Source organism: Veillonella sp. DNF00869, from assembly GCF_001553345.1.
In the GTDB taxonomy this organism is placed as follows: domain Bacteria; phylum Bacillota; class Negativicutes; order Veillonellales; family Veillonellaceae; genus F0422.
In genome coordinates this window covers 62,835-83,568 of sequence record NZ_KQ960772.1, presented here as the reverse complement: position 1 = coordinate 83,568, position 20,734 = coordinate 62,835, and the positions used below count along the sequence as shown (strand labels likewise).

At 36.9% G+C, this 20,734-nt stretch carries 19 protein-coding genes; 4 read left to right on the top strand and 15 right to left on the bottom strand.

Translation table 11 applies throughout. The annotated features are described in order from the left end of the window. Positions 1 to 179: 179 nt before the first annotated feature. The 7 genes from HMPREF3032_RS07370 to HMPREF3032_RS07340 all read right to left on the bottom strand — a co-directional run bounded on the left by HMPREF3032_RS07370 (position 180) and on the right by HMPREF3032_RS07340 (position 8,611). On the bottom strand, positions 180 to 1,253 hold the full coding sequence (locus HMPREF3032_RS07370; protein ID WP_062403653.1) for an iron-containing alcohol dehydrogenase family protein: 1,074 nt from the start codon (positions 1,251 to 1,253) through the stop codon (positions 180 to 182). A gap of 180 nt (positions 1,254 to 1,433) precedes the next feature. Continuing rightward, positions 1,434 to 3,602 (bottom strand): AAA family ATPase, encoded by a 2,169-nt coding sequence (locus HMPREF3032_RS07655; RefSeq protein ID WP_072270780.1) that lies wholly within the window; start codon positions 3,600 to 3,602, stop codon positions 1,434 to 1,436. 109 nt (positions 3,603 to 3,711) lie between these two features. Further along, complete coding sequence (locus HMPREF3032_RS07360) at positions 3,712 to 4,662, bottom strand: HaeIII family restriction endonuclease (protein ID WP_062403650.1); 951 nt, start codon at positions 4,660 to 4,662, stop codon at positions 3,712 to 3,714. Positions 4,663 to 4,699: 37 nt separating this feature from the next. After that, complete coding sequence (locus HMPREF3032_RS07355; protein WP_062403646.1) at positions 4,700 to 5,698, bottom strand: DNA cytosine methyltransferase; 999 nt, start codon at positions 5,696 to 5,698, stop codon at positions 4,700 to 4,702. 280 nt (positions 5,699 to 5,978) lie between these two features. Then, positions 5,979 to 6,935, bottom strand: a complete 957-nt coding sequence (locus HMPREF3032_RS07350; protein WP_062403643.1) for a 2-hydroxyacid dehydrogenase — start codon at positions 6,933 to 6,935, stop codon at positions 5,979 to 5,981. A 35-nt stretch (positions 6,936 to 6,970) separates the two neighbouring features. Further along, on the bottom strand, positions 6,971 to 8,329 hold the full coding sequence (locus tag HMPREF3032_RS07345) for a PFL family protein (RefSeq protein ID WP_009353184.1): 1,359 nt from the start codon (positions 8,327 to 8,329) through the stop codon (positions 6,971 to 6,973). 12 nt (positions 8,330 to 8,341) lie between these two features. Continuing rightward, on the bottom strand, positions 8,342 to 8,611 hold the full coding sequence (locus HMPREF3032_RS07340; RefSeq protein WP_009353203.1) for an ACT domain-containing protein: 270 nt from the start codon (positions 8,609 to 8,611) through the stop codon (positions 8,342 to 8,344). 143 nt (positions 8,612 to 8,754) lie between these two features. Here HMPREF3032_RS07340 and pyrF point away from each other — a divergent pair, with 143 nt between their 5' ends. Both pyrF and pyrE read left to right on the top strand, forming a co-directional pair. After that, positions 8,755 to 9,468, top strand: coding sequence for an orotidine-5'-phosphate decarboxylase (gene pyrF / locus HMPREF3032_RS07335; protein ID WP_009353169.1), 714 nt, complete (start codon positions 8,755 to 8,757; stop codon positions 9,466 to 9,468). 2 nt (positions 9,469 to 9,470) lie between these two features. Then, the gene (gene pyrE / locus HMPREF3032_RS07330; RefSeq protein ID WP_062403640.1) at positions 9,471 to 10,058 is read left to right on the top strand and encodes an orotate phosphoribosyltransferase; all 588 of its coding nucleotides are present in this window, start codon (positions 9,471 to 9,473) and stop codon (positions 10,056 to 10,058) included. Between the two features lie 244 nt (positions 10,059 to 10,302). On the opposite strand, the gene HMPREF3032_RS07325 is transcribed toward pyrE, so the two are convergent. The 7 genes from HMPREF3032_RS07325 to HMPREF3032_RS07295 all read right to left on the bottom strand — a co-directional run bounded on the left by HMPREF3032_RS07325 (position 10,303) and on the right by HMPREF3032_RS07295 (position 17,318). Next, positions 10,303 to 11,559, bottom strand: coding sequence for a Glu/Leu/Phe/Val family dehydrogenase (locus tag HMPREF3032_RS07325; protein WP_062403637.1), 1,257 nt, complete (start codon positions 11,557 to 11,559; stop codon positions 10,303 to 10,305). Between the two features lie 125 nt (positions 11,560 to 11,684). After that, a complete protein-coding gene (locus HMPREF3032_RS07320) occupies positions 11,685 to 12,464 on the bottom strand; it encodes an ABC transporter ATP-binding protein (protein WP_062403634.1) in 780 nt (259 codons plus the stop codon). Next, positions 12,465 to 13,508 (bottom strand): FecCD family ABC transporter permease, encoded by a 1,044-nt coding sequence (locus HMPREF3032_RS07315; protein WP_062403631.1) that lies wholly within the window; start codon positions 13,506 to 13,508, stop codon positions 12,465 to 12,467. A gap of 15 nt (positions 13,509 to 13,523) precedes the next feature. After that, positions 13,524 to 14,696, bottom strand: a complete 1,173-nt coding sequence (locus HMPREF3032_RS07310) for an ABC transporter substrate-binding protein (protein ID WP_062403628.1) — start codon at positions 14,694 to 14,696, stop codon at positions 13,524 to 13,526. A 419-nt stretch (positions 14,697 to 15,115) separates the two neighbouring features. Continuing rightward, positions 15,116 to 15,889 (bottom strand): ABC transporter permease, encoded by a 774-nt coding sequence (fetB, locus tag HMPREF3032_RS07305; protein WP_062403625.1) that lies wholly within the window; start codon positions 15,887 to 15,889, stop codon positions 15,116 to 15,118. Continuing rightward, the gene (locus HMPREF3032_RS07300; RefSeq protein WP_062403622.1) at positions 15,876 to 16,541 is read right to left on the bottom strand and encodes an ABC transporter ATP-binding protein; all 666 of its coding nucleotides are present in this window, start codon (positions 16,539 to 16,541) and stop codon (positions 15,876 to 15,878) included. The genes fetB and HMPREF3032_RS07300 overlap by 14 nt, the downstream gene beginning before the upstream one ends. A 21-nt stretch (positions 16,542 to 16,562) precedes the next feature. Next, positions 16,563 to 17,318 carry an exodeoxyribonuclease III gene (locus HMPREF3032_RS07295; protein ID WP_062403619.1) on the bottom strand — a complete coding sequence of 252 codons (756 nt, stop codon included), beginning with the start codon at positions 17,316 to 17,318 and terminating at the stop codon, positions 16,563 to 16,565. A gap of 338 nt (positions 17,319 to 17,656) precedes the next feature. On the opposite strand from HMPREF3032_RS07295, the gene HMPREF3032_RS07290 reads away from it, so the two are divergent. Continuing rightward, positions 17,657 to 18,667 (top strand): YeiH family protein, encoded by a 1,011-nt coding sequence (locus HMPREF3032_RS07290; RefSeq protein ID WP_062403617.1) that lies wholly within the window; start codon positions 17,657 to 17,659, stop codon positions 18,665 to 18,667. 445 nt (positions 18,668 to 19,112) lie between these two features. Here the strand turns inward: HMPREF3032_RS07290 and HMPREF3032_RS07285 are convergent, their stop codons facing one another. Then, positions 19,113 to 19,310, bottom strand: a complete 198-nt coding sequence (locus HMPREF3032_RS07285) for a hypothetical protein (RefSeq protein WP_062403614.1) — start codon at positions 19,308 to 19,310, stop codon at positions 19,113 to 19,115. Positions 19,311 to 19,675: 365 nt separating this feature from the next. On the opposite strand from HMPREF3032_RS07285, the gene HMPREF3032_RS07280 reads away from it, so the two are divergent. Further along, positions 19,676 to 20,734, top strand: a complete 1,059-nt coding sequence (locus tag HMPREF3032_RS07280) for a TIGR00341 family protein (RefSeq protein WP_062403611.1) — start codon at positions 19,676 to 19,678, stop codon at positions 20,732 to 20,734.

Genomic DNA, 20,734 nt, shown 5'->3' with positions numbered 1-20,734 from the left:
TGGAATTTAAACCTTTCTACTAACAGGCATCACCTGTATATCTACCACCAGTATTTCATAGGCACCAAAATCTGACTCAGGTTTCTAACATACGCCATACCATTCCAATGTATATCCTAAACATACCCCCATCATAGCACAAACAGGTACCTCTTTCCACTAGAGATACCTGTTGATGATTAGTTATGGGCTTCTACTTTCAAAATCGCTTCAGTCAATAATTCTTCTGTCACTACATAAGGGCTGATGACCACGTCACGAACGGAGGCTGCTTTTTTCACGATCATTGGGATATGTTCTTTTGTTAATCCCATATCTGAAAGTTTCGTAGGCCACCCAATTTGACGATACACTGGCAACCAGCGACTTAACTCGTCATCTTGCTTGTCTGCTGCAAACAACACCAATAAGCCATAGGCAACCATTTCGCCGTGAAGGTGGTGTTCTTCCGTATGAGGATCTTCGGCGCAGCCATAGCACACAGCATGAGCAATGGTACTATTGAAATCTCCTGGCATGCAACCAGATACAATACCTGTGGTCAGTACAACGGCCATCACCAATTCATCAAAAAGGCGGTTACGTTCTCCCTTTTCATTAGCCGTAAGGGCTTCACGACCATGAGCGAAAATTGGTTCCGCACACATCTTAGACAAGGATAAGCCTACTTGTACATTATAGGACAAATCACGACCACGTGTAGCCATATGCGTTTCATAATGCTTCGCTATGGTATCACCCATACCTGCCCAGAAATATTGACTTGGGGCTTTCACCAAAATGTCTGCATCAATGAATGTATGCACTGCAGGACGTTTTAGGAAGGCTACGCTATCAAAGGTATGGTCCAAAGTATAAATGGCAATCGCCTCGGATGTAGCCGCACAAGTGGCGGCAATGGTAGGTACTGTGATGACAGGAATATCCCCTAATGCGATACTCGTCAATTTTGTGGTATCTAGGGCCTTACCGCCGCCCACACCGATAAGGAAATCCGCCGTCTGCAAAGATTCCTTTTTCGCTAATTCATTCGTTACTGCATAGGCGCATTCACCGCCAAAATGTACCACCTCTAGTACTTCAACCCCAGCTGTTTCTAGGGCTGGTTGCAAGAAAGGTAATGCCACAGATAACGATGTATCTCCACCGATAATGACAGTTTTCTTGCCTAACTGTTTCGTATACTCTCCTATGGTGTCAAAAATTTCGTGTCCCCCAAAGCTATAGCTTGGTAATGTATGTACAGGTCTCATCCAATCATCCTTTCTATGAGTCCACTTAGGGCGTACCATTGTTTGTTAAAACGTAATACAAAGTATTATAGGACGATTGAAAGGAAATTGCAATCACTATATTATATCTATATCCTGAGAATATGAACCATCTTATAATAATTTACTTTAACTCAACCTTTCATTAAGAGTTCAATATCCTTACAAATTTTTCAGAAAATTTATTATTTTTTTAGCTTCTTCTTCTAATATCTGATTTGTAATATCAATTGCCGGTTGAAAAATACTTAAATTTCCTTCAAAATGATTAAATTCATTAAGCAATGTTTTCTTAGTGGTAAGGAAAACTCTTTTCTTCATGGCATCCTTATCAGAGCTGTCAGGAAATGCTTTAGAAATTATTTGCCCTAATTGCTTAGCTCCATTTCGTCCCTCTGTATTTATCTTATATTTCGAAACCAAAACTTTTTCTATCAATAACCTCAAATATAAATATATAAAAGAGTGTCTTAATGTACGATTTAATAATGGGTATTTTTCATTATCTACTATTTCACATTCCTCAATCGATTGATTCAAAATTGAATCAACCGATACTTCATATTGTTTATGAATACCATCATGCTTTCCAAATAATATTTGATAACATGATCCAATATCTACAAGTTCATCTTTAAATCCATGCATAACTTGCGTCAGATTCTCTTTAACATCTTCATTATTAATAATCGTTGCATATCCACGCATAAACGGAATTAAAGAAATTAAAAATAACTCTTTATTTTTTACATATTTATAAATTTTAGTTCTAAATGCTTTTAACAATGTATCTAAACTTATGAGCATATCCCGTTCATCAGGTTTCAATGGTATAAAACCATTTTCCTCATTTTCAGTATTATTAAATAGAAAAAGATTAAAGCATTTTTTTAGTTGTCCATCTAGCAATCTCAATAAGTCGACATTATGGGTTAAGATAACCCTTTTCTTTTTATCTAAAATTTTAATAATTGCATATACAATTTTATTTTTATAAATAGAGTCAAAACTAGAGATAGGATCATCTAAAATTACAATAGGTTTATCAGAATTCTTCGCTTTTAAAAACTCTAACGTCAGTGACAAAAAGTTTTGTTCACCTGAGCTTAAAGGCAGTTCTTCCCTATCTATTCCTAAAAACTCTTTATCCTCTATAAAAATCTGAATATTCTTCTTATCATCTCTACCAATTCGAATCTTTTTAAACATGCTATTATTAATAATTTCTTCAATATACAAGAAATCTTCATCATTAATTTCTGGCTTTTCATTTATCAATTTTTTATACTCTTCATTTTTATCCCTAATATCTGAATGATTCAATATTTCTAGCAGTTCATTTATCACTTTCTTTACGAATATATCCCTATAGTCTTGAATATCATCTTTTAGGTTACAAATTCCCTCTAATTCGCCCGTTTCAATAGCTGCTATCAAAACATTTTTTATATTAAAAGGATCTTCAACTGTACTACTAGAGGATAATTTTTCCAAAATATCTTTTATTTTAGGTTCTAGTGTCTCTAAAATGTTATTTTTATTTTTTGTTTTTTTAGCTAATAGATTTTCTCTACCTATATTTATTGAATCACAAACTATACACTCTTCCGTATCACAAAAATGTGATAGTATCCTAATTGCTTCTGTATTCTTTTCTACCTCACGAATTCGAGTATTTTGGGTTACCAATGTTGTATCTATACTTTCAATCTCAAGAATCAATGATTTCGAAGTAGATAAATCATTCATAAAATACTCTAATTTAGCTTCATCATATTCTGAAATCACATATGGTTTATATTTGCTCCAGCCAACAATATAATCATCTATCTTTGTTTTCTTACCTTTAGATTTATTATTAGCTAAGTCCTGTATATTCTTTTGGAAATTATCCTTTTCCGAAAAATACGTTATTAATTTACTACTGCCTGAAGTAATTTTAAATTTATCTTTTAGAATTTTATTACTCTGTGTACAAATGGTTTCATACTCATTAGTAATATACTCATATAATTCATGCTCTCTTTTAATATCATCACCTAGTAAAAAATCTGAAGTCTCACCTTTTATAATATTTCTATTATTTTGATCATTAATTATAATAAATTGTGAGTCGTCATTATACTCTTTGCCATTATATGAATATTGAATAGCAGTTTTTTCACCATTTGCCAAAGCTTTTACCAAACTAGTTTTACCAGTTCCATTAGGACCGTAAACAACAGCAATTTCACTATCGGAAAATTCTATTTCGTTGTTTTTTATAAAATTATCATAGTCTTTCGCAAAAATATTTTCATTTTTTATCTTTTTAAAGATAAGCTTATTCATTTTCTCTCCTTTATTTCTCTAAAATTTTATAAACACTAGCTGACTCCTTGCGCTTTTATTTTCTTTATTGTCATATTATTTGCTATACACCAATAATATTATCTATGCCCTATTTCCACTTACAATCTATTGAAACTATCGATGTCGGCACACCAATGATTTGCACATCAAATTTCAAGCTAGACTCAACCTTACTCGATGCATTATGAATTCTAAATGTAAATTGCCACCCTCTATCTAAATATAACTCTAAAGTGTTTTTACTATCAGGTTTAAATTCTAAACTCACAATCCGTGTAGGTAATGATGCGACAGGTAATTTTATACTTCTTTTACGTTTTTTGCCTTCTTGATTTAAAGTGCCTCTTAAATTATAACTCTGAACCTGAGTTGTTCTTTTACTATCTATACTAATAACCTTATAAAAGTCAAACTCTCCAAGAAGATACTCTACTAACATTTTTGCAATATTTGCAAATTCGTTCTGCCTATCTAGTTCTTCTTTAAATGCTAATAACAAAGGCATATACACATCATCTTCTTTATTCGGTAAATCCTTCCATAAGGTTTGTTTAGATTTTTCTACATCCAAATAATTAAAAATAGGTTTAATATCAGTCCAATACTTATCAGAACATTCTATTCCATACCATTTTTTACCAAAATCCAACCCTTTTGACAGCCTGCTGTGTTTAACTGCAAAATGATTATGTTTAACACTAATGCCAATTTCCCATTCAATATCTTTACGAATAATTAGAACATCCCTTACATCTCCATCCTGACCGTTATCATCAGATTGCAGTTTCAACTCTAATTCCCCATCTCCATCATCCAAGATTAATGGTTCAAGTTCTAAAATTGTATTGGTTCCTGCTAATGCACTAATTCTATATATATTTTTTTCAGACTCCTCTAATGTATTCCATGCCCTCTTTGCAGCTTCATAGGTTGAATTTTTCTCAATCTTTGAAACTCTATACTTAGATATTTCTTCATGTAACGTATTCAAACATGCAAATTCATATGCTCTCCCTTGATTGTTACTTTTAACGCTCATGTTTGCCCTCCCATAATTACACTATTCTACCTATACGTTAATTCTTTTCTTTATTTTCTCCATTTAATGCTACTAAAATTGACTTAGCCATCTCATAGGCTAGATTTACTGGTACCGCATTACCGATCATTTTGTATGCATCATTAAGATTTGTATAATAAAATTTAAAATCATCTGGAAATCCTTGAACCCTAGCACACTCTCTAATCGTTAATCTTCTGTAAAGCTCTTCTTTTCCTGGCTCGAATATATTTTTATTTTTTTCTACTTTAGGCATTACCGGTGCTTGAGGATGTAATTGACATTGTCTCCCTGACGCTTGAACTGTAAATGCTGGTTCATCCCATTGTCTAACTCGATTTCTACTCATAAACATAGATGAATATGCTCCAGTAAAATATTCATGATTTAAAACTTTACAGTTATCACCATTAGTTTTGTTTTTTTCTAAAGCTGGAATTGCCGAATCTTTTAAATCAAAAATTGCATCCTTGAATGTTTTTTTAGTTTCATGTGGAGTAGGTGGCTCAAACTTAACATTTAAATCCTTTCTAAAGCCTACATAAAACACTCGTTTTCTGTCTTGAGGTACACTGTAATCACTGGCATTCAACAAACAAATAAAGACATCATATCCAGCTTCTTCGAATTGAGAAATTATATTTTCTACTGCGGTACTATGACGTTTTGCCATCATACCTTTCACATTTTCTGCAAGAAAAAATTTAGGTCTCTTATCTTGTAAAATACGTATATATTGATAAAACAGCTGCCCTCTTGGATCATCAATGCCTTTTAAAGACCCAGCCTCACTCCAAGATTGACATGGTGGACCGCCTATAATTCCATCACATTCTGGAAACATATCTGAAGAAATATTGCAAATATCCCCCTTTATGAGTTCAGCCTCATGATTGTTCTCATAGGTTTCCCAAATTGTTTTATCATATTCATTAGCTGCCACTACATTAAATCCAGCTTTTTCAAACCCTAAATCTAATCCTCCAGCACCTGCAAACAAACTTATTATATTCACTCTAAATTTTCCTCCAATCAATCTTTAACTTTCATCCATTATATATTGATTTAAGTTTTTAATACTACTTTTTTATTTATATTATAACACACAAATACGTATTTAAATAAACTTTTTTCGAACAATTTTTCGAATTTATTTTAATGATAAAAAGAGACTATAACAATAGCATTCAACTATTATTATAGTCTCTTTCATTTTAGTTAGACACTAACTTTTAAACTACCTATTCAATAACTCTTATTGAAACAACAAAGCTAAATAGTTTATATACCTCTATTTAACACACCCGATTCACAGGCTCCCCTTTCAAAAATGCCACAATATTATCCATCACAATATGCGCTCGTGTGACAAAGGCCTCTTGGCTAGCAAAGGCAATATGCGGCGTTAATACTGTACGAGGTGCATCGCATAATGGATGATCTGTCGGGATTGGCGGTTCTACTTCAAATACATCGATGCCTGCGCCACGTAATTTACGGGCATGCAAGGCTTTCGCCAAAGCTTCGTTATCCACCACAGGTCCACGCGCCGTATTGATTAACACGGCTGTATCTTTCATCATATCAATGCGTGTTGCATCAATTACATGGCGTGTCTCTTCTGTTAATGGTACATGTAAGGATAGAATATCTGCTTCTTGTACCACTGTGTCTAGGTCTGTAAAAGTAATCCCTTCTGCCACTAACTCAGGTTTTTCTGAACGGTTATAGGCGATAACCTTACAGCCAAAAGCTTTCGCAATGCGAGCCACAGCACTACCAATCGCACCCGTTCCTACGACGCCAAAAGTTTTACCGTGTAGCTCAAATCCAGGTAATCCATCTTTTGTACCACCTGTCCGTGTGCGACCATCGCAAGGCAATACATGACGAAGTACGGAAATAGCTAATCCAAACACCAATTCTGTAACGGCTTGTGTGGAATAGCCTGCCGCATTGCTCACGACGATACCTTTTTCACGACATGCCGCCAAATCAATATGGTCTACTCCTGTGAAAGCCACAGATATGAATTCTAAGTTTGGACATTGGCGAATGATCTCACCTGACAAAGGTTGATTCGCCAAGATAATGATAGACGCCTGACGAACACGGTCCAATAATTTTATTTGATTGGTTTCCTTTGTGCCGTATACGACTAGTTCATAGCCTTCTGCCTTGAAAGGCTCCGCTAGGGATTGTAACAATGTTTCGGATACTCCTAATGGTTCCATCACAACAATTTGTTTCATGAGATAACCTCACTTTCATACTTAGTATACAGGTATTAGTTAGTCAAACTACGTACCGGCGCCGGAATACGACCACCACGGCGAATGAACTCTTCCGAACTAAATGGATGCACTTTTATAATCGGTGCATATCCCAAGAGTCCACCAAACTCTACAATATCCCCTACCGTCTTATTTGGTACAGGAATGAGTCGTACAGCGGTCGTTTTATTATTAATCATACCGATAGCTGCCTCGTCTGCAATGATAGCTGAGATAGTGGCTGCCGACGTATCCCCAGGGACAGCAATCATATCTAGTCCCACAGAGCAAACACAAGTCATAGCTTCTAATTTATCTAAGGACAAACTGCCTAATGTAACCGCATCAATCATGCCCTTATCTTCACTGACAGGAATGAAAGCACCACTTAATCCACCTACGTGAGAAGATGCCATAAGGCCACCTTTTTTCACAGCATCGTTCAACAAGGCCAAAGCTGCCGTAGTACCATGGGTACCGCACGCTTCTAACCCCATTTCTTCTAGCACATGTGCTACAGAGTCCCCTACGGCAGGTGTGGGTGCTAAAGAAATATCGATAATACCAAATTGTTTATTCAATCTACGTGATGCCTCTTGTGCTACTAATTGTCCCACACGAGTAATTTTGAAAGCTGTCCGTTTAATCGTTTCCGCTACTACATCAAATGGTTCACCTTTTACAGATTCCAAAGCATGTTTTACTACTCCGGGACCACTGACGCCAACACTAATTGTTGTCTGACCTTCTGTGACCCCATGGAAAGCCCCTGCCATGAACGGATTATCTTCTACAGGATTGCAGAAAATCACTAGCTTCGCACAACCCAAAGCATCTCTATCGGCTGTGAGACGGGCTGTTTCTTTCACAATGTGCCCCATGTCAGCCACTGCATCCATATTGATGCCTGCCTTTGTAGAACCGATACCTACGGAGCTACACACGATATCTGTTGTCGCTAACGCTTCAGGAATGGAAGCTATGAGCTTGCGATCTCCCTCTGTATACCCTTTCGATACTAAGGCAGAGAACCCGCCAATGAAATTTACACCTACTGCTTTTGCTGCTTGATCTAAGGCACGAGCGATGGACACATAGTTGGGTAAGTTGGAGGCACCACCAATTAAAGAAATTGGTGTCACAGAAATACGTTTATTAATGATAGGTACTCCTAGTTCACGCTCTAAATCTTCCCCTGTTTTCACTAAATATTCTGCTTCCTTCGTAATATGGTCGTAAATACGAGTGCACATACGCTCCCCATCTTCCGAGATACATCCTAATAGGCTAATCCCCATCGTGATGGTCCGCACATCTAACTTATTATCTTGAATCATCCGATTCGTTTCTAAAATATTTTCAATACTTAACATAGGTACCCTCGCTTATCCCACACGATGCATGCTTAAAAAGATGGCTGCATTTTGCGCTAAAATTTGAACCCCTAATCGTTCTCCTTCTGCTGCTAACGCTTTTTGGATACCACTTAAATCAGCGGAGTCACTGACCTCACACATCATGATCATATTAAAGATACCATCCAAAATAGTTTGGTTAATGGATACTACATTTACTTCATTGTCCGCTAACACACGAGTCACTCCCGCAATAATACCTACTCTGTCTTGCCCTACCACTGTCACAACTAATTTCATAGTTTCATCTCCTATCAAATACGTATCCAATTGTAGTTTCATTATAAATTATAGTCATTTAAATTTCAACGAATATATAAAGTTCTTGACTTTCACTATAAACTATGAAATAATAGTACGATTTGTGAAACAAGGAGGTTCCTATGGCAGATGATCGTTTAATTGTAGCCTTAGATGTGTCCTCACTAGAGGAGATGAAATCCATCGTAACATCCTTAGGCGATTCCGTCAGCTATTATAAAGTTGGTATGGAATTATTTTATGCAGCAGGTGAACAAACTGTAGCATTTTTACGGGACCACAATAAATCCGTATTTCTTGACTTGAAGTTACATGATATTCCAAATACGGTAGCCCATGGTATTAAATCATTAACTCGTTTGGGAGCAAAATTAATCACTATCCACAGTCAAGGTGGCAAAGTGATGATGGAAGCGGCTATGAACGCCGCCAAAGAACAAGCTGCTGAACTAGGCATTGAGCGTCCTAAACTATTGGCGATTACAGCGCTAACCAGCTTTGATGATGAAAACTGGTCCGCTATTGGTGGTTCTTTACCAATTTCAGACCATGTAGTAAAACTAGCTAAACTAGCTAAAGAGGCTGGTGTAGATGGCGTTGTGGCTTCCCCATTAGAAGCGAAACTAATTCGTGAAGCCTGCGGAGAAGATTTCTTAATCGTCACACCAGGTATCCGTCCATCGTTTGCCGCTACTAACGACCAAAAACGTATTGCTACCCCTAGTAGCGCTTTACAAGATGGGGCCTCTCGCATTGTGGTAGGACGACCAATTACACAAGCAGAAAATCCACAAGAAGCAGTTCGTTTAATTGTTGAGGAAATGGAGACAGTTTAAAAATGATGACAGAAGAGAATGTAAAACAATTATTGATCGACACACAAGCTATTTTAGAAGGACATTTCTTGCTAACATCTGGCCTTCACAGCCCTATGTATGTAGAAAAATTTAACGTCTTATCTCATCCAAAATATACAGAACAATTATGCCAAGAGTTAGCTCGTCGTTTTGAAAATCAAAATGTAGAGCTTGTGATCGGACCTATGACTGGTGGCATCTTATTGGCTCACGAAGTAGGTAAAGCCTTAGGCACTCGTGCTATCTTTACAGAACGAGAAAAAGGTAAAATGACATTGCGTCGTGGTTTCCGCATTGAAAAAGGACAACGTGTTCTTATCGTAGAAGACATCGTAACCACAGGCGGATCCGTTCGTGAAGTAGTAGATGTTGTAAACGAAGCTGGCGGTGAAATCGTTGGCGTAGGCCTTCTTGTAAACCGCAGCGGTGGTAAAGCAGACTTTGGTGTGCCAAAAGAAAAAGTACAAGCCTTGTTGAACTTAACAGTACCAACATTTGAAGCTGATGCATGCCCACTTTGCCAAAATGGCACACCGATGACAGAACGTGGTAGTAAACATATTAAATAAAACTCTTATATATACCTAAATAGGTCCCCGTCTATTGTAAAATAGACGGAGGACCTTTCTTCTTTAGTAAAACCTATACAAAGCACAAAAAAGGAACTATGCAAAGATCATTCGATCTTGTATAGTTCCTTTTCTCATATACCGTTACAATCTATGTTTCCATCTGACTATCTAGTTATGATAACAACATCTAGCTCTCTAGTAAGTATTACATCATCTAAGATGAGCAGATAGGGCAGATATATTAACCGTTATATCCTTTAATTTTTAATGCTTCTACTAAACGACGCAATGCCACCATGTACGCAGCCAGCCTTGGGTATACTTTAAATTCTTCTTGCATAGCCCATACTTCTTCAAAGCTTTTCTTCATATTCTTCGCTAATTTTTCGTTTACTTCTTCCTCAGACCAGTAGAAGCCAGCTTTATTTTGTACCCATTCATAATAGGATACCACCACGCCACCACCATTCGCTAATACATCTGGCAATACAGGAATACCTTTTTCAAAGAAGTATAAGTCTGCATCTTTCGTTAATGGTCCGTTAGCACCTTCCAAGATTAATTTCGCTTTTACATCTTTCATATTGGCTTCGTTCACTTGGTTTTCTAAGGCCGCTAAGTATAGCACGTCTACGTCCAATAACAATAAATCTGGATTAGGGATTCGTGTCATACCTGGCTCTTCGTAGCCTTCTAAAGAACGGCCATGAGAATTTGCATATTCGTAAGCTTTTTCTACATCGATGCCGTTTGCATTGTACAGAGATCCATGTACATCACCGATGGCAACGATTTTAGCACCTTCACGATGCATCAATAAAGCACCAACAGATCCTACATTACCAAAACCTTGTACAGCAATCGTCAAATCTTTAATAGATTTACCTTGTTTTTCCAAGTAGGAAAGTAATGTAAACATACAGCCACGACCTGTTGCTTCATTACGACCTAAAGAACCACCGATGGCTAATGGTTTACCTGTTACGATCCCTGGTGTCCATTGACCAGTTAACGCACTGTACTCATCGACAATCCAAGACATGATTTGCGGATTTGTGTTCACATCAGGAGCTGGCACATCTCGTTCTACTCCAATGATAGGAGCAATTTTACGAACGAAACCACGTGTTAAACGTTCCAACTCTCTTGCACTTAGTTTTTTCGGATCTACCTTGATGCCGCCTTTGCCACCACCATATGGTAAATGAGCAATCGCATTTTTGATGGTCATCCACGCACCTAAAGCGCGCACTTCATTTTCATCTGCATCTGGATGAAAGCGAAGACCACCTTTAGATGCGCCAAGAACGGAGCTATGTTGGCAGCGGTAGCCAGTAAATACTTCCACATGTCCATCATCCATTTGTACTGGAATAGCCACGTTCATTTCACGTTCAGGGTGACGCAACACTTCATAGTCATTGCGTGTAATACCCAATGTGTCCGCTGCTAAGTCTAATGTTTGCAGCATATTTTCATAAGGGTTGTAATTTGCCATAATACCACCTCGTTTTACTTATAATAATAGTAAGTATCTACCCTTATAGTAGCATATTTCCTATTAAATTACTATAAATTATGCAATATCATTTTACATACACTAGAAAAAGCGGTTATTCTGTATTATGAATTTATTGCTTCTAAAGGTATTACATGAGGAAAACCTTTATTATCCACGTAAATCTTCGTTTTAACTTGGTATACATCTTCCATCATTGACTCAGTAAAAATGTCTATAGGCGCGCCTTGTGCATACACCCGACCTTCTTTTAAAACAATAATTTCATCAGCAAATGCTGCTGCTAGGTCAAGATGATGCAAAGTAACTAATGTAGTAAAACCATGTTCTTCCGTTAGATTTTTTAGTAATGTCAATAAATCGAACTGTTTGTGTAAGTCAAGGGCACTTGTAGGTTCATCTAGGATAAGAATTTGTGGCTCTTTAACTAAAGCTTGTGCCATAAATACAAGTTGGCGTTGCCCTCCACTTAGTTCTGTTATATTTCTAGAAGCAAACTTCTGTAAATTCAGTCGATCTAAAATTTCATTGGTAGCCGCAATATCGCTATCTTTTACCTTAAAAGACATAGATCCCATGCGACCCAACATAACTACTTCAAAAACAGTTAAGTTCACCTTGCAATCATTATCTTGAGATAAATAGCTCACCATATTAGTGAATTCTTTATTCGAATAATGAGTTGTAGGATTTCCATTAATAAGAATATTTCCATTATATTTCAGAAGTCCCACTATTGCTTTTAATAATGTGGATTTACCTGCTCCATTAGTACCGATAAGAGCTGTTAATTTTCCAGTTTTAGCTGAAAAGTCAACGCCTCGCAAAATTTGAGATTCATCTTTAGAAGAATATCCAAATGTTAAATTTTGAACTTCAATCATTTAAAATCTCCTTTTTTTCGATAATACCAATGAGAAGAAGAAAGGAACACCTATAATAGCAGTTACTATGCCGATTGGAAACATAGCTCCAGGTACTAGCATTTTACTTACAATGGATGCAAGCGATAAGATAGCCATACCGCATACTGCCGATAAAGGTAGGAAAAATCGTTGATCTTCACCGACTAACATACGTGCAATATGTGGACCTACGATACCGATAAATCCAATCGTACCAACAAAGGAAACTGCAACTGCAGTAATAATAGATATAAAAGCAAACACTTTTACTCGTAGTTTTTCAACATTTACACCTAGTCCAGCAGCTTTTTCATCACCTAATTTTAAGGCAGTCAAATGCCATGCTTCTTTCATCATAAGCGGTAGCATAATGACTAATACAACTAAAACAATAGTAATATTAATCCAATTTGCTTTTGATAAGCTACCCATTGTCCAAAATACAATATTTTGTAAAGCTTCAGGTGATGCCATATATTGCATTAGAGATTGTAAGGCTTGAAATAAGAACATCATTCCAATCCCCGCTAGTATCATGGTTTCAGAGGAAAAGTTCTTTATTTTATTAATGGAATAGATAATAAAACTTGTGAGCGCCGCAAATACAAAGGCTCCGAATGGAACCATAAACACACCTAAAAATTCTAGTGCACTCACGCCTACAACTACCATCAGAGAGGCCCCGAAACCAGCACCCGCAGAAATCCCTAATGTATAGGGGCTAGATAATGAGTTATCTAAAATAGTCTGCATACCTGCGCCAGCAATTCCTAGTGCAGCACCTACTAATAATGCCATAATTGCCATTGGAAGTCGTAATGACCATATGATAACATAGGCATTCTTGGAAATATCGGGAGATTGTATTAATGCAAGCCATACATCATGAAGAGTAAGATTTGCAGGGCCTACTACTATGTCGGTCAAAAAACTAACTAAACAAATCACTAATCCAATAAGAATGTATAGTGACTTATAATAAGTCTGCTTTTTGTAGTCGTACTGATTTTTGATTTCTGTCACTATGGAAGACCTCTCTTATTTTAATTGCATGAACCAAATACCACCATAAGTGAATGGAAGGAATTTATCATAGAACTCTTTAAGTGTATTTTCTGGGTTTACATCAGAGAACTCTTCAGGATAGAATATTTTAGCTAAATATTCGAATACAGCTACATCATACACTTCACGTGGTAAACCATGGTGAGCAGAGAACACTTTTTTATTCGTTACAGCTTTTAACGTATCCCATCCTTTACGTTCTGTTGTGAAAGCTTTTAAAAGCTCTTGTGAACGAGCTTCGTCAGTATCAAAACCTAAACGCATAGAACTTGCTTTCTTTGGCCAGTAAGATCCCGTAATCATGATAATATCAGGGTTTCTATCTAACACGAATTCAGGGTTTACTGGTTCTGCAGATTTAACTACATCCTTAGTAATTAAATCACCACCTACTCTTGTAGCTAAGGCGCCCCAAGCTACTTTTTCGCTGTATGATACACCAAATGTTTCAGGGCCTTCATTTCCAGCTTCAATGTAAACAGTTGGTTTCGTTTTATTGATATTTTTTACACGATCAAGCACCTTGGTTAATCGGTCTGTATAGAATGATTTAATTTCTTCAGCACGTTCTTCTTTTCCTAAGGCTTTACCAATAGCTTCTATGGATTTTTGATGATTTTCTAATTTCTCAGCATGATAATCAATATAAATCGTAGTGATGCCTGCTGCATCAAGTTTAGGTTTATAGTCAGATTCATATTGATCTTTCATATTAAGAGGAATAAAGATAACATCTGGATTTAAAGAAATAACTTTTTCTGTATCAAATGTTTTATCATTTACAGTACCAATTACAGGTATTTTTTCTAATTCAGGTACATCTTTTTTAAACTGATTCCACATATCTGTACGGAACTTTGATAACATTGGATCAATCCCAACAATAGTCTTTGCCACATCTTTCCCTTCTAATGCAGCCATAGTTAAGAAAGCCCCACCGGATGCACTCCATTGTACAACAACACGTTCAGCAGGTTTCTTAAGTGTTACTGTTTGTCCTGTTACATCAGTAATCTCAATATTTTTTCCACTTTGTGCGGCGTCCTTTTTACCATCGCTTGGACCACCGCATGCAGTCAATACAAGACTGACAATTAGTAAGAAAACTGAAGACAAATAAGCTATGAAATTCTTTTTCTTAGTCATTGATTTACTCCTTCATCATATTTCACTACACAACCTAACATTAACATATGACGTTAATGTAAATACTTACATGGCCTCCCTTCTATATATATCTTATAAGTAACGCACTATTCATATAGAAATGCGCGACATATACCATGCATTATACGTAGTAGCCCTTCATTCATATTCATATACTTATTCTAAATAAGTATATTTCATAATAATATGTAATAATTAAAATTATTCATGAAAGACCGTATATGTTGTTCATAATTCCTCATGTATATCGCCCAATATACATAAGAAAATAGAAGTATCTACTGTAAATTATACTCGTTTTGTATTGTAAATAAAACATTCTTATGATTACCATTTTTCATGACTAGATTATTTTTATGATGTTTTTACAGGCCATATACACAAAAGAGCTGATTCTATCACGAATCAGATAGAATCAGCTGTTCTTTGGTATTAAAAAATTGTCGACAACTCAAGTATCCTGCTATGGCAATGGCAATGGATACGGTTGAAAAAGTCATGAAAATGACGATAATCTGGTATTTGATGGCCTCCATAGGACTCATGCCTGCCAAAATTAAACCTGTCATCATCCCTGGCAAGGCCACAATGCCCAATGTTTTCGCACTATCGATGGTCGGTTCTAAGCTAAATATCAGAGCTTCTCGCAAGATGGCTTTACAGGACTGCATAGGCGTAGCTCCCAAGGCTAACTTAATCTGAATCTCTTGTTGGCGTCGCTTAAAGCTCGTTATAATTTGGCGGAAACACAATCCTACTGCCACCATGGACCCCGACATAACCATGCCTCCTACAGGAATCATTTGATACGGTGCAAAGGACAAGACCTTAGCACTCAATAATACTGTTAACGTAAAAACAGCACCAATACCAATGCTGACACCTGCAATCCAGGAGGCATGTTTGATGCCCGGTCCCCGTTTACCTCCATTGATAGCAGCACTGATCAACATCACCAACAATACTCCGCTAGTAAACAAAGGATGGTCCGCACCAAAAATGAAATTCAATAGATAGCCTACGACTACAAGTTGTACGACCGCTCGTAAGGCGCTGTGCAATATTTCTAGTTCCAATCGCATCCGTTGTTGATAGGACACGATAACAGTCATGACGATGAGTCCTGTTGCCATCAGTAAGGATTCATTCGATAAGGCATTAAAACTCCCCATGTAGCCCCTCACAATCTGCAATATGTCCATCTTTCACAGTGATACGACGTTGCCCCATACGAACACTTTGGTCTAGATTATGGGTCACCTGTAACAAGGTTAAGCCTTCTTTATGCAACTGCATAAGACCTTGTTCTACCCACTCCGTATTTTCTGTGTCCAAAGCAGACGTCACCTCATCTAATAGCAACACTTCAGGGGCAAACAGTACACTACGAATCAAGCAAATTCGCTGCATTTCACCACCTGATAACTCCGTATTCGACTTCTCTAACAACTGTAGATCTACATGAAACAAATCGAATAGGTCTTTGATTCTTGCTTCGTCAACAGAACGACCTCGCATGGTAAAAGGAAAGGCTAGATTACCTCGCACTGTTTGTCCAAATAAATAGGGTTGCTGGAAACAGTATGCCACTCGTTGGCGATACTCTGTCGGTGCATAGCTTTCGATAGGCCTACCATGAAAGAAAATCGTACCTTCCGTAGGAGATACCAAGGAACTTGCCAATTTTAATATCGTACTCTTACCGCTCCCAGAAGGACCTACAATGGTAATACTTTCACCTTGTTGAACCTCAAAAGAAATATCTTGTAAAATCGGACGACCATGAATCGCTAAAGAGATATGTTCAAAATGTAATACTGACATCCTATACGCTCGCCCCACACATTATAAATCGATAACTAGTTCTACCGGGCAATGGTCAGATCCAAAAATATCCGCATGAATCTTTGCCTCTTGGATTTTATCAGCAATGCTGTTGGATACTAGGAAGTAGTCAATTCTCCATCCTACGTTTCGTTCACGAGCTTTGCCCATGTAAGACCACCAGCTGTAAGCATCTACTGCATCAGGATATAAATAGCGGAATGTATCTGTAAATCCAGCCGCTAGTAGTTCTGTCATTTTTTCACGTTCTTCATCACTGAAACCAGCATTTTTACGGTTAGCTTTAGGATTTTTTAAGTCGATTTCTTGATGGGCTACGTTAAGGTCACCACACAGGATTACCGGCTTTTTCGCATCTAATGCTAGTAAATACTCACGGAATGCCACTTCCCATTCCATGCGGTACTCCAAGCGAGCCAATTCACGTTGGCTATTCGGTGTATAGCACGTAACTAAGTAGAACTTTTCATATTCCGCCGTGATCACACGCCCTTCTTGGTCATGTTCCTCAATGCCAATGCCATTCACTACGGAAATTGGCTTTTCTTTTGTGAAAATAGCCGTACCGCTATAGCCTTTTTTCACTGCACTATTCCAATATTGTTCATGGTTCGGCAAGACCATTTCGATTTGCTCTGGTTGTAATTTTGTTTCTTGTAAGCAGAACATATCTGCATCTAATGCATCGAATGCATCCATAAATCCTTTAGTCATGGCTGCACGCAAGCCATTCACATTCCAAGAGATTAATTTCATTGTTAGTACCTCATAGTATTTAGTAACAAAAATATATATTGATTATATCATAAACTCTTATTATGTATTATTTAGTTTTTTTATAGGTATTTATTATTTAAAATCAATAGATTTTGTCCGTATAATCCATATTATTTGCCAAAAAAAATTTAACCCATAAATTTAGGTCAAAAATTGGTCATTTTTTTATGATGAATTGATCTATCTATTATATTACAAAAAGCTCTCTGACCGCAAAATTCCGTTAATTTACTACCTTATTCCTACTTTCTATTTTCGATTTTACTTTTCTGATAAATTAAGATTATAATAAGGAGTAGTTATTTTCGGAGGTTTTTATGTCATTTCTATCAAAAAATTGGGCAGGACTGTTAGCCTGTCTGATCATTTCTATCATCTCTTGGGTTTTAGGAGACTTTCTGCCCGTTGTGGGAGCACCTGTTTTCGCCATTTTTATCGGAATGATTCTCCATCCCTTTCTCACTTCCTATAAACAACTGGATGCCGGCTTGACTTATAGCTCAAAAAAATTGCTTCAGTACGCTGTTATCTTACTGGGATTTGGACTCAATATCTCTCAAGTTTTCGAGGTTGGAAATTCTTCCCTTCCTGTCATCCTCTCAACTATTTCAATTGCTCTGATTATAGCTTTCTTTTTCCAACGATTTTTTAACCTTGATAGAAAGCTAGCTATCCTGGTTGGTGTAGGCTCTTCTATCTGTGGCGGTTCTGCCATTGCAGCGACTGCTCCTGTTATTCACGCCAAGGAAAAAGAAGTGGCCCAATCCATTTCTGTTATCTTTTTCTTCAATGTCTTGGCAGCTCTTATCTTTCCAACTCTAGGTTCTTGGCTCCATCTTTCCAACGAAGGTTTTGCTCTCTTTGCGGGTACTGCAGTCAACGATACGTCCTCTGTAACAGCCGCAGCTAGCGCTTGGGATAGTCTTTACCAAAGCAATACTCTCGAGTCTGCCACTATTGTCAAACTGACCCGTACTCTAGCTATTATCCCTATTACTCTCTTCCTCTCCTATTGGCAAAGCCGTCAACAAGGAAACACCCAAGGAGTAAAGCTTAAAAAAATCTTCCCCGTTTTCATTCTCTACTTTATCCTAGCTTCTCTGCTAACTACTCTTCTCACATCTTTCGGTGTCAGCAATAGCTTCTTTTCACCTCTCAAACAACTCTCCAAATTCCTCATCATCATGGCTATGAGTGCTATTGGTCTCAAAACCAACCTCATTGCTATGATCAAATCCAGTGGAAAATCCATTCTTCTTGGAGCCCTTTGCTGGATTGCTATCATCCTGACTAGTCTTGGCATGCAATTACACATCGGTATTTTCTAAGAAAAAAGGGAGCCTAAAGGCTACCTCAGAACGTAGACAGACGTCATTTTTGGCGTTTGTCTTTTTGTATGTTCAAAGATATTTTGTCTTATCATCTACTATTCCATCCAAAAATCTGATTTAAAGCAAAATAAAAAGGGATATTCCCTATCCATTTCACTTATTTTTCTATATGTTGTGGTAGAGACAATTTTGGTACAACATACAACTTTCCGAAAAATTGTACTTTTTCGGAAAAATGTACTCCTTTAGGAAAGTATCTAAAAAGTGCCCAAAGTCCTTGGTGCTGTAGGCGTTTCAAGTGATAGATACATCACAAAAGTATCTGAAAAAGCTCCAGAATCATCATCTCAGCACCGAAAATGCGCTATTTTTGCATGAAAAAACGAAAATTCGGGGTCTGCATACAAAAAAATCGGAGTTGTTAGCCTCCAATTTGTTCTATTTATTTTTTATTGTTTTTTATTGTAAAGTAGACCCAACCGAATGAACATAGGTTGTAAAAAGCAAATGAAAAAACTGCGAGGATAATAGCTTCTGTGCCAAAATAGCCCATTTCTAGACCTCTTTTCAACAACAACAAGCCTATAGTTTCGACAACGATCAAAAATAAAAATATATAAAAAATTTTTGCCTTAAGCATATTGTTACCTCCTTAAACATATGGAAAAACGGCAATCAGCATTCACTAAATTACCGTTTTGTTTGAATTCGCTTACATTTTATCATATATTTTCGATATTTACTTTCCCAATATTTTAGGTGACAGTGGCAAATCTTTGTTGGAAAATGAAGCAAAATTTCTTACTTTTTCTATCTGTTAAATTAATAAATTTCTTTAAAGAAATACTATAAAATTTTGGTATAATGTTAAGGCTAGGCTGAGCGATACGTAATGGATAACTTTCAATAGAATAACCGGTAAGAATTAAAACACAGAAGATTAGACAGAAGGCTCTACCACCACCCATGCGGAAACAAGATTATATGAAATAAAAGGAGTAACCAATGACAGGAAACTATTCAGCACGTGAATACCGTGATAAATTATATGATGATCTTCATGTTCGATTAAGCGATACAGTAATTTTGATGTGCGCGATTTTTATTGCCTCTATAGGTTTAAATATGAATTCAACAGCTGTTATTATTGGAGCCATGCTGATTTCCCCTCTTATGACACCGATTGTTGGACTGGGATTCGGCTTAGCTATTTTTGATACCCGTTTGATCAAACAATCTCTAAATGTTTTATTGACTCAAGTAGTGGTCAGTTTGCTTGTCTCAGCTCTGTATTTCTGGATTTCTCCCATATCTTATGCAAGTAGCGAGTTGATTGCTCGAACCTCTCCAACCATTTGGGATGTTCTCATTGCTATTGCAGGTGGGATAGCAGGTGTCATTGGTTCAAGAAAAAAAGAAGCGAACAATATCGTGCCAGGAGTAGCCATTGCAACAGCTCTGATGCCACCTATCTGTACTGCAGGCTATGGTTTAGCTAATGGAAATGTACAATTTATATATGGCGCTCTCTATCTTTTCTTAATTAACTGTGTCTTTATCATGCTAACCAATATTGTTGGAACAAGAATTTTGATGAGAAAATCGCCCTTACGCTCATTTAAAGAACTAAATATTAAAATGAGAATTGGGTTGATATCCTTGATTGTATTATTAATTCTTCCTGCCACCTATTCAGCAGTCACGCTAACGATAGATCAGGCACGAAAAGAAGGAATCAAGCAGTTTGTAGGAAAAGAGTTCACCAATCATACGGTCATTAGTCAAGTCTACAAGTCAAACAAAAATGAATTGGTCTTGACGATTGTTGGCAATCCGCTTTCAGAAGAACAATTAGAAACGCTCCGCCAAAAACAAGCCTCTTACGGTATTCAATCTGTTCATTTAAAAGTCAATCAAGTGAATCAAATTCATAATTCGACAAAATTGGATAGTGAAACGACCAAAGAATTTTATGAAAATATTAATAAGTATATCGATCAAAAACTCTCTGAAAAAAATTCACAAAAAGATCTTCTAAAAGAAAATGAAGCAGACAAGGATTAA

Coding starts and splice junctions, on each gene's coding strand:
- HMPREF3032_RS07370 (WP_062403653.1), bottom strand. CDS start 1,253: ATGAGACCTGTACATACATTACCAAGCTATAGCTTTGGGGGACACGAA.
- HMPREF3032_RS07655 (WP_072270780.1), bottom strand. CDS start 3,602: ATGAATAAGCTTATCTTTAAAAAGATAAAAAATGAAAATATTTTTGCG.
- HMPREF3032_RS07360 (WP_062403650.1), bottom strand. CDS start 4,662: ATGAGCGTTAAAAGTAACAATCAAGGGAGAGCATATGAATTTGCATGT.
- HMPREF3032_RS07350 (WP_062403643.1), bottom strand. CDS start 6,935: ATGAAACAAATTGTTGTGATGGAACCATTAGGAGTATCCGAAACATTG.
- HMPREF3032_RS07345 (WP_009353184.1), bottom strand. CDS start 8,329: ATGTTAAGTATTGAAAATATTTTAGAAACGAATCGGATGATTCAAGAT.
- HMPREF3032_RS07340 (WP_009353203.1), bottom strand. CDS start 8,611: ATGAAATTAGTTGTGACAGTGGTAGGGCAAGACAGAGTAGGTATTATT.
- pyrF (WP_009353169.1), top strand. CDS start 8,755: ATGGCAGATGATCGTTTAATTGTAGCCTTAGATGTGTCCTCACTAGAG.
- pyrE (WP_062403640.1), top strand. CDS start 9,471: ATGATGACAGAAGAGAATGTAAAACAATTATTGATCGACACACAAGCT.
- HMPREF3032_RS07325 (WP_062403637.1), bottom strand. CDS start 11,559: ATGGCAAATTACAACCCTTATGAAAATATGCTGCAAACATTAGACTTA.
- HMPREF3032_RS07320 (WP_062403634.1), bottom strand. CDS start 12,464: ATGATTGAAGTTCAAAATTTAACATTTGGATATTCTTCTAAAGATGAA.
- HMPREF3032_RS07310 (WP_062403628.1), bottom strand. CDS start 14,696: ATGACTAAGAAAAAGAATTTCATAGCTTATTTGTCTTCAGTTTTCTTA.
- fetB (WP_062403625.1), bottom strand. CDS start 15,889: ATGGGGAGTTTTAATGCCTTATCGAATGAATCCTTACTGATGGCAACA.
- HMPREF3032_RS07300 (WP_062403622.1), bottom strand. CDS start 16,541: ATGTCAGTATTACATTTTGAACATATCTCTTTAGCGATTCATGGTCGT.
- HMPREF3032_RS07295 (WP_062403619.1), bottom strand. CDS start 17,318: ATGAAATTAATCTCTTGGAATGTGAATGGCTTGCGTGCAGCCATGACT.
- HMPREF3032_RS07290 (WP_062403617.1), top strand. CDS start 17,657: ATGTCATTTCTATCAAAAAATTGGGCAGGACTGTTAGCCTGTCTGATC.
- HMPREF3032_RS07285 (WP_062403614.1), bottom strand. CDS start 19,310: ATGCTTAAGGCAAAAATTTTTTATATATTTTTATTTTTGATCGTTGTC.
- HMPREF3032_RS07280 (WP_062403611.1), top strand. CDS start 19,676: ATGACAGGAAACTATTCAGCACGTGAATACCGTGATAAATTATATGAT.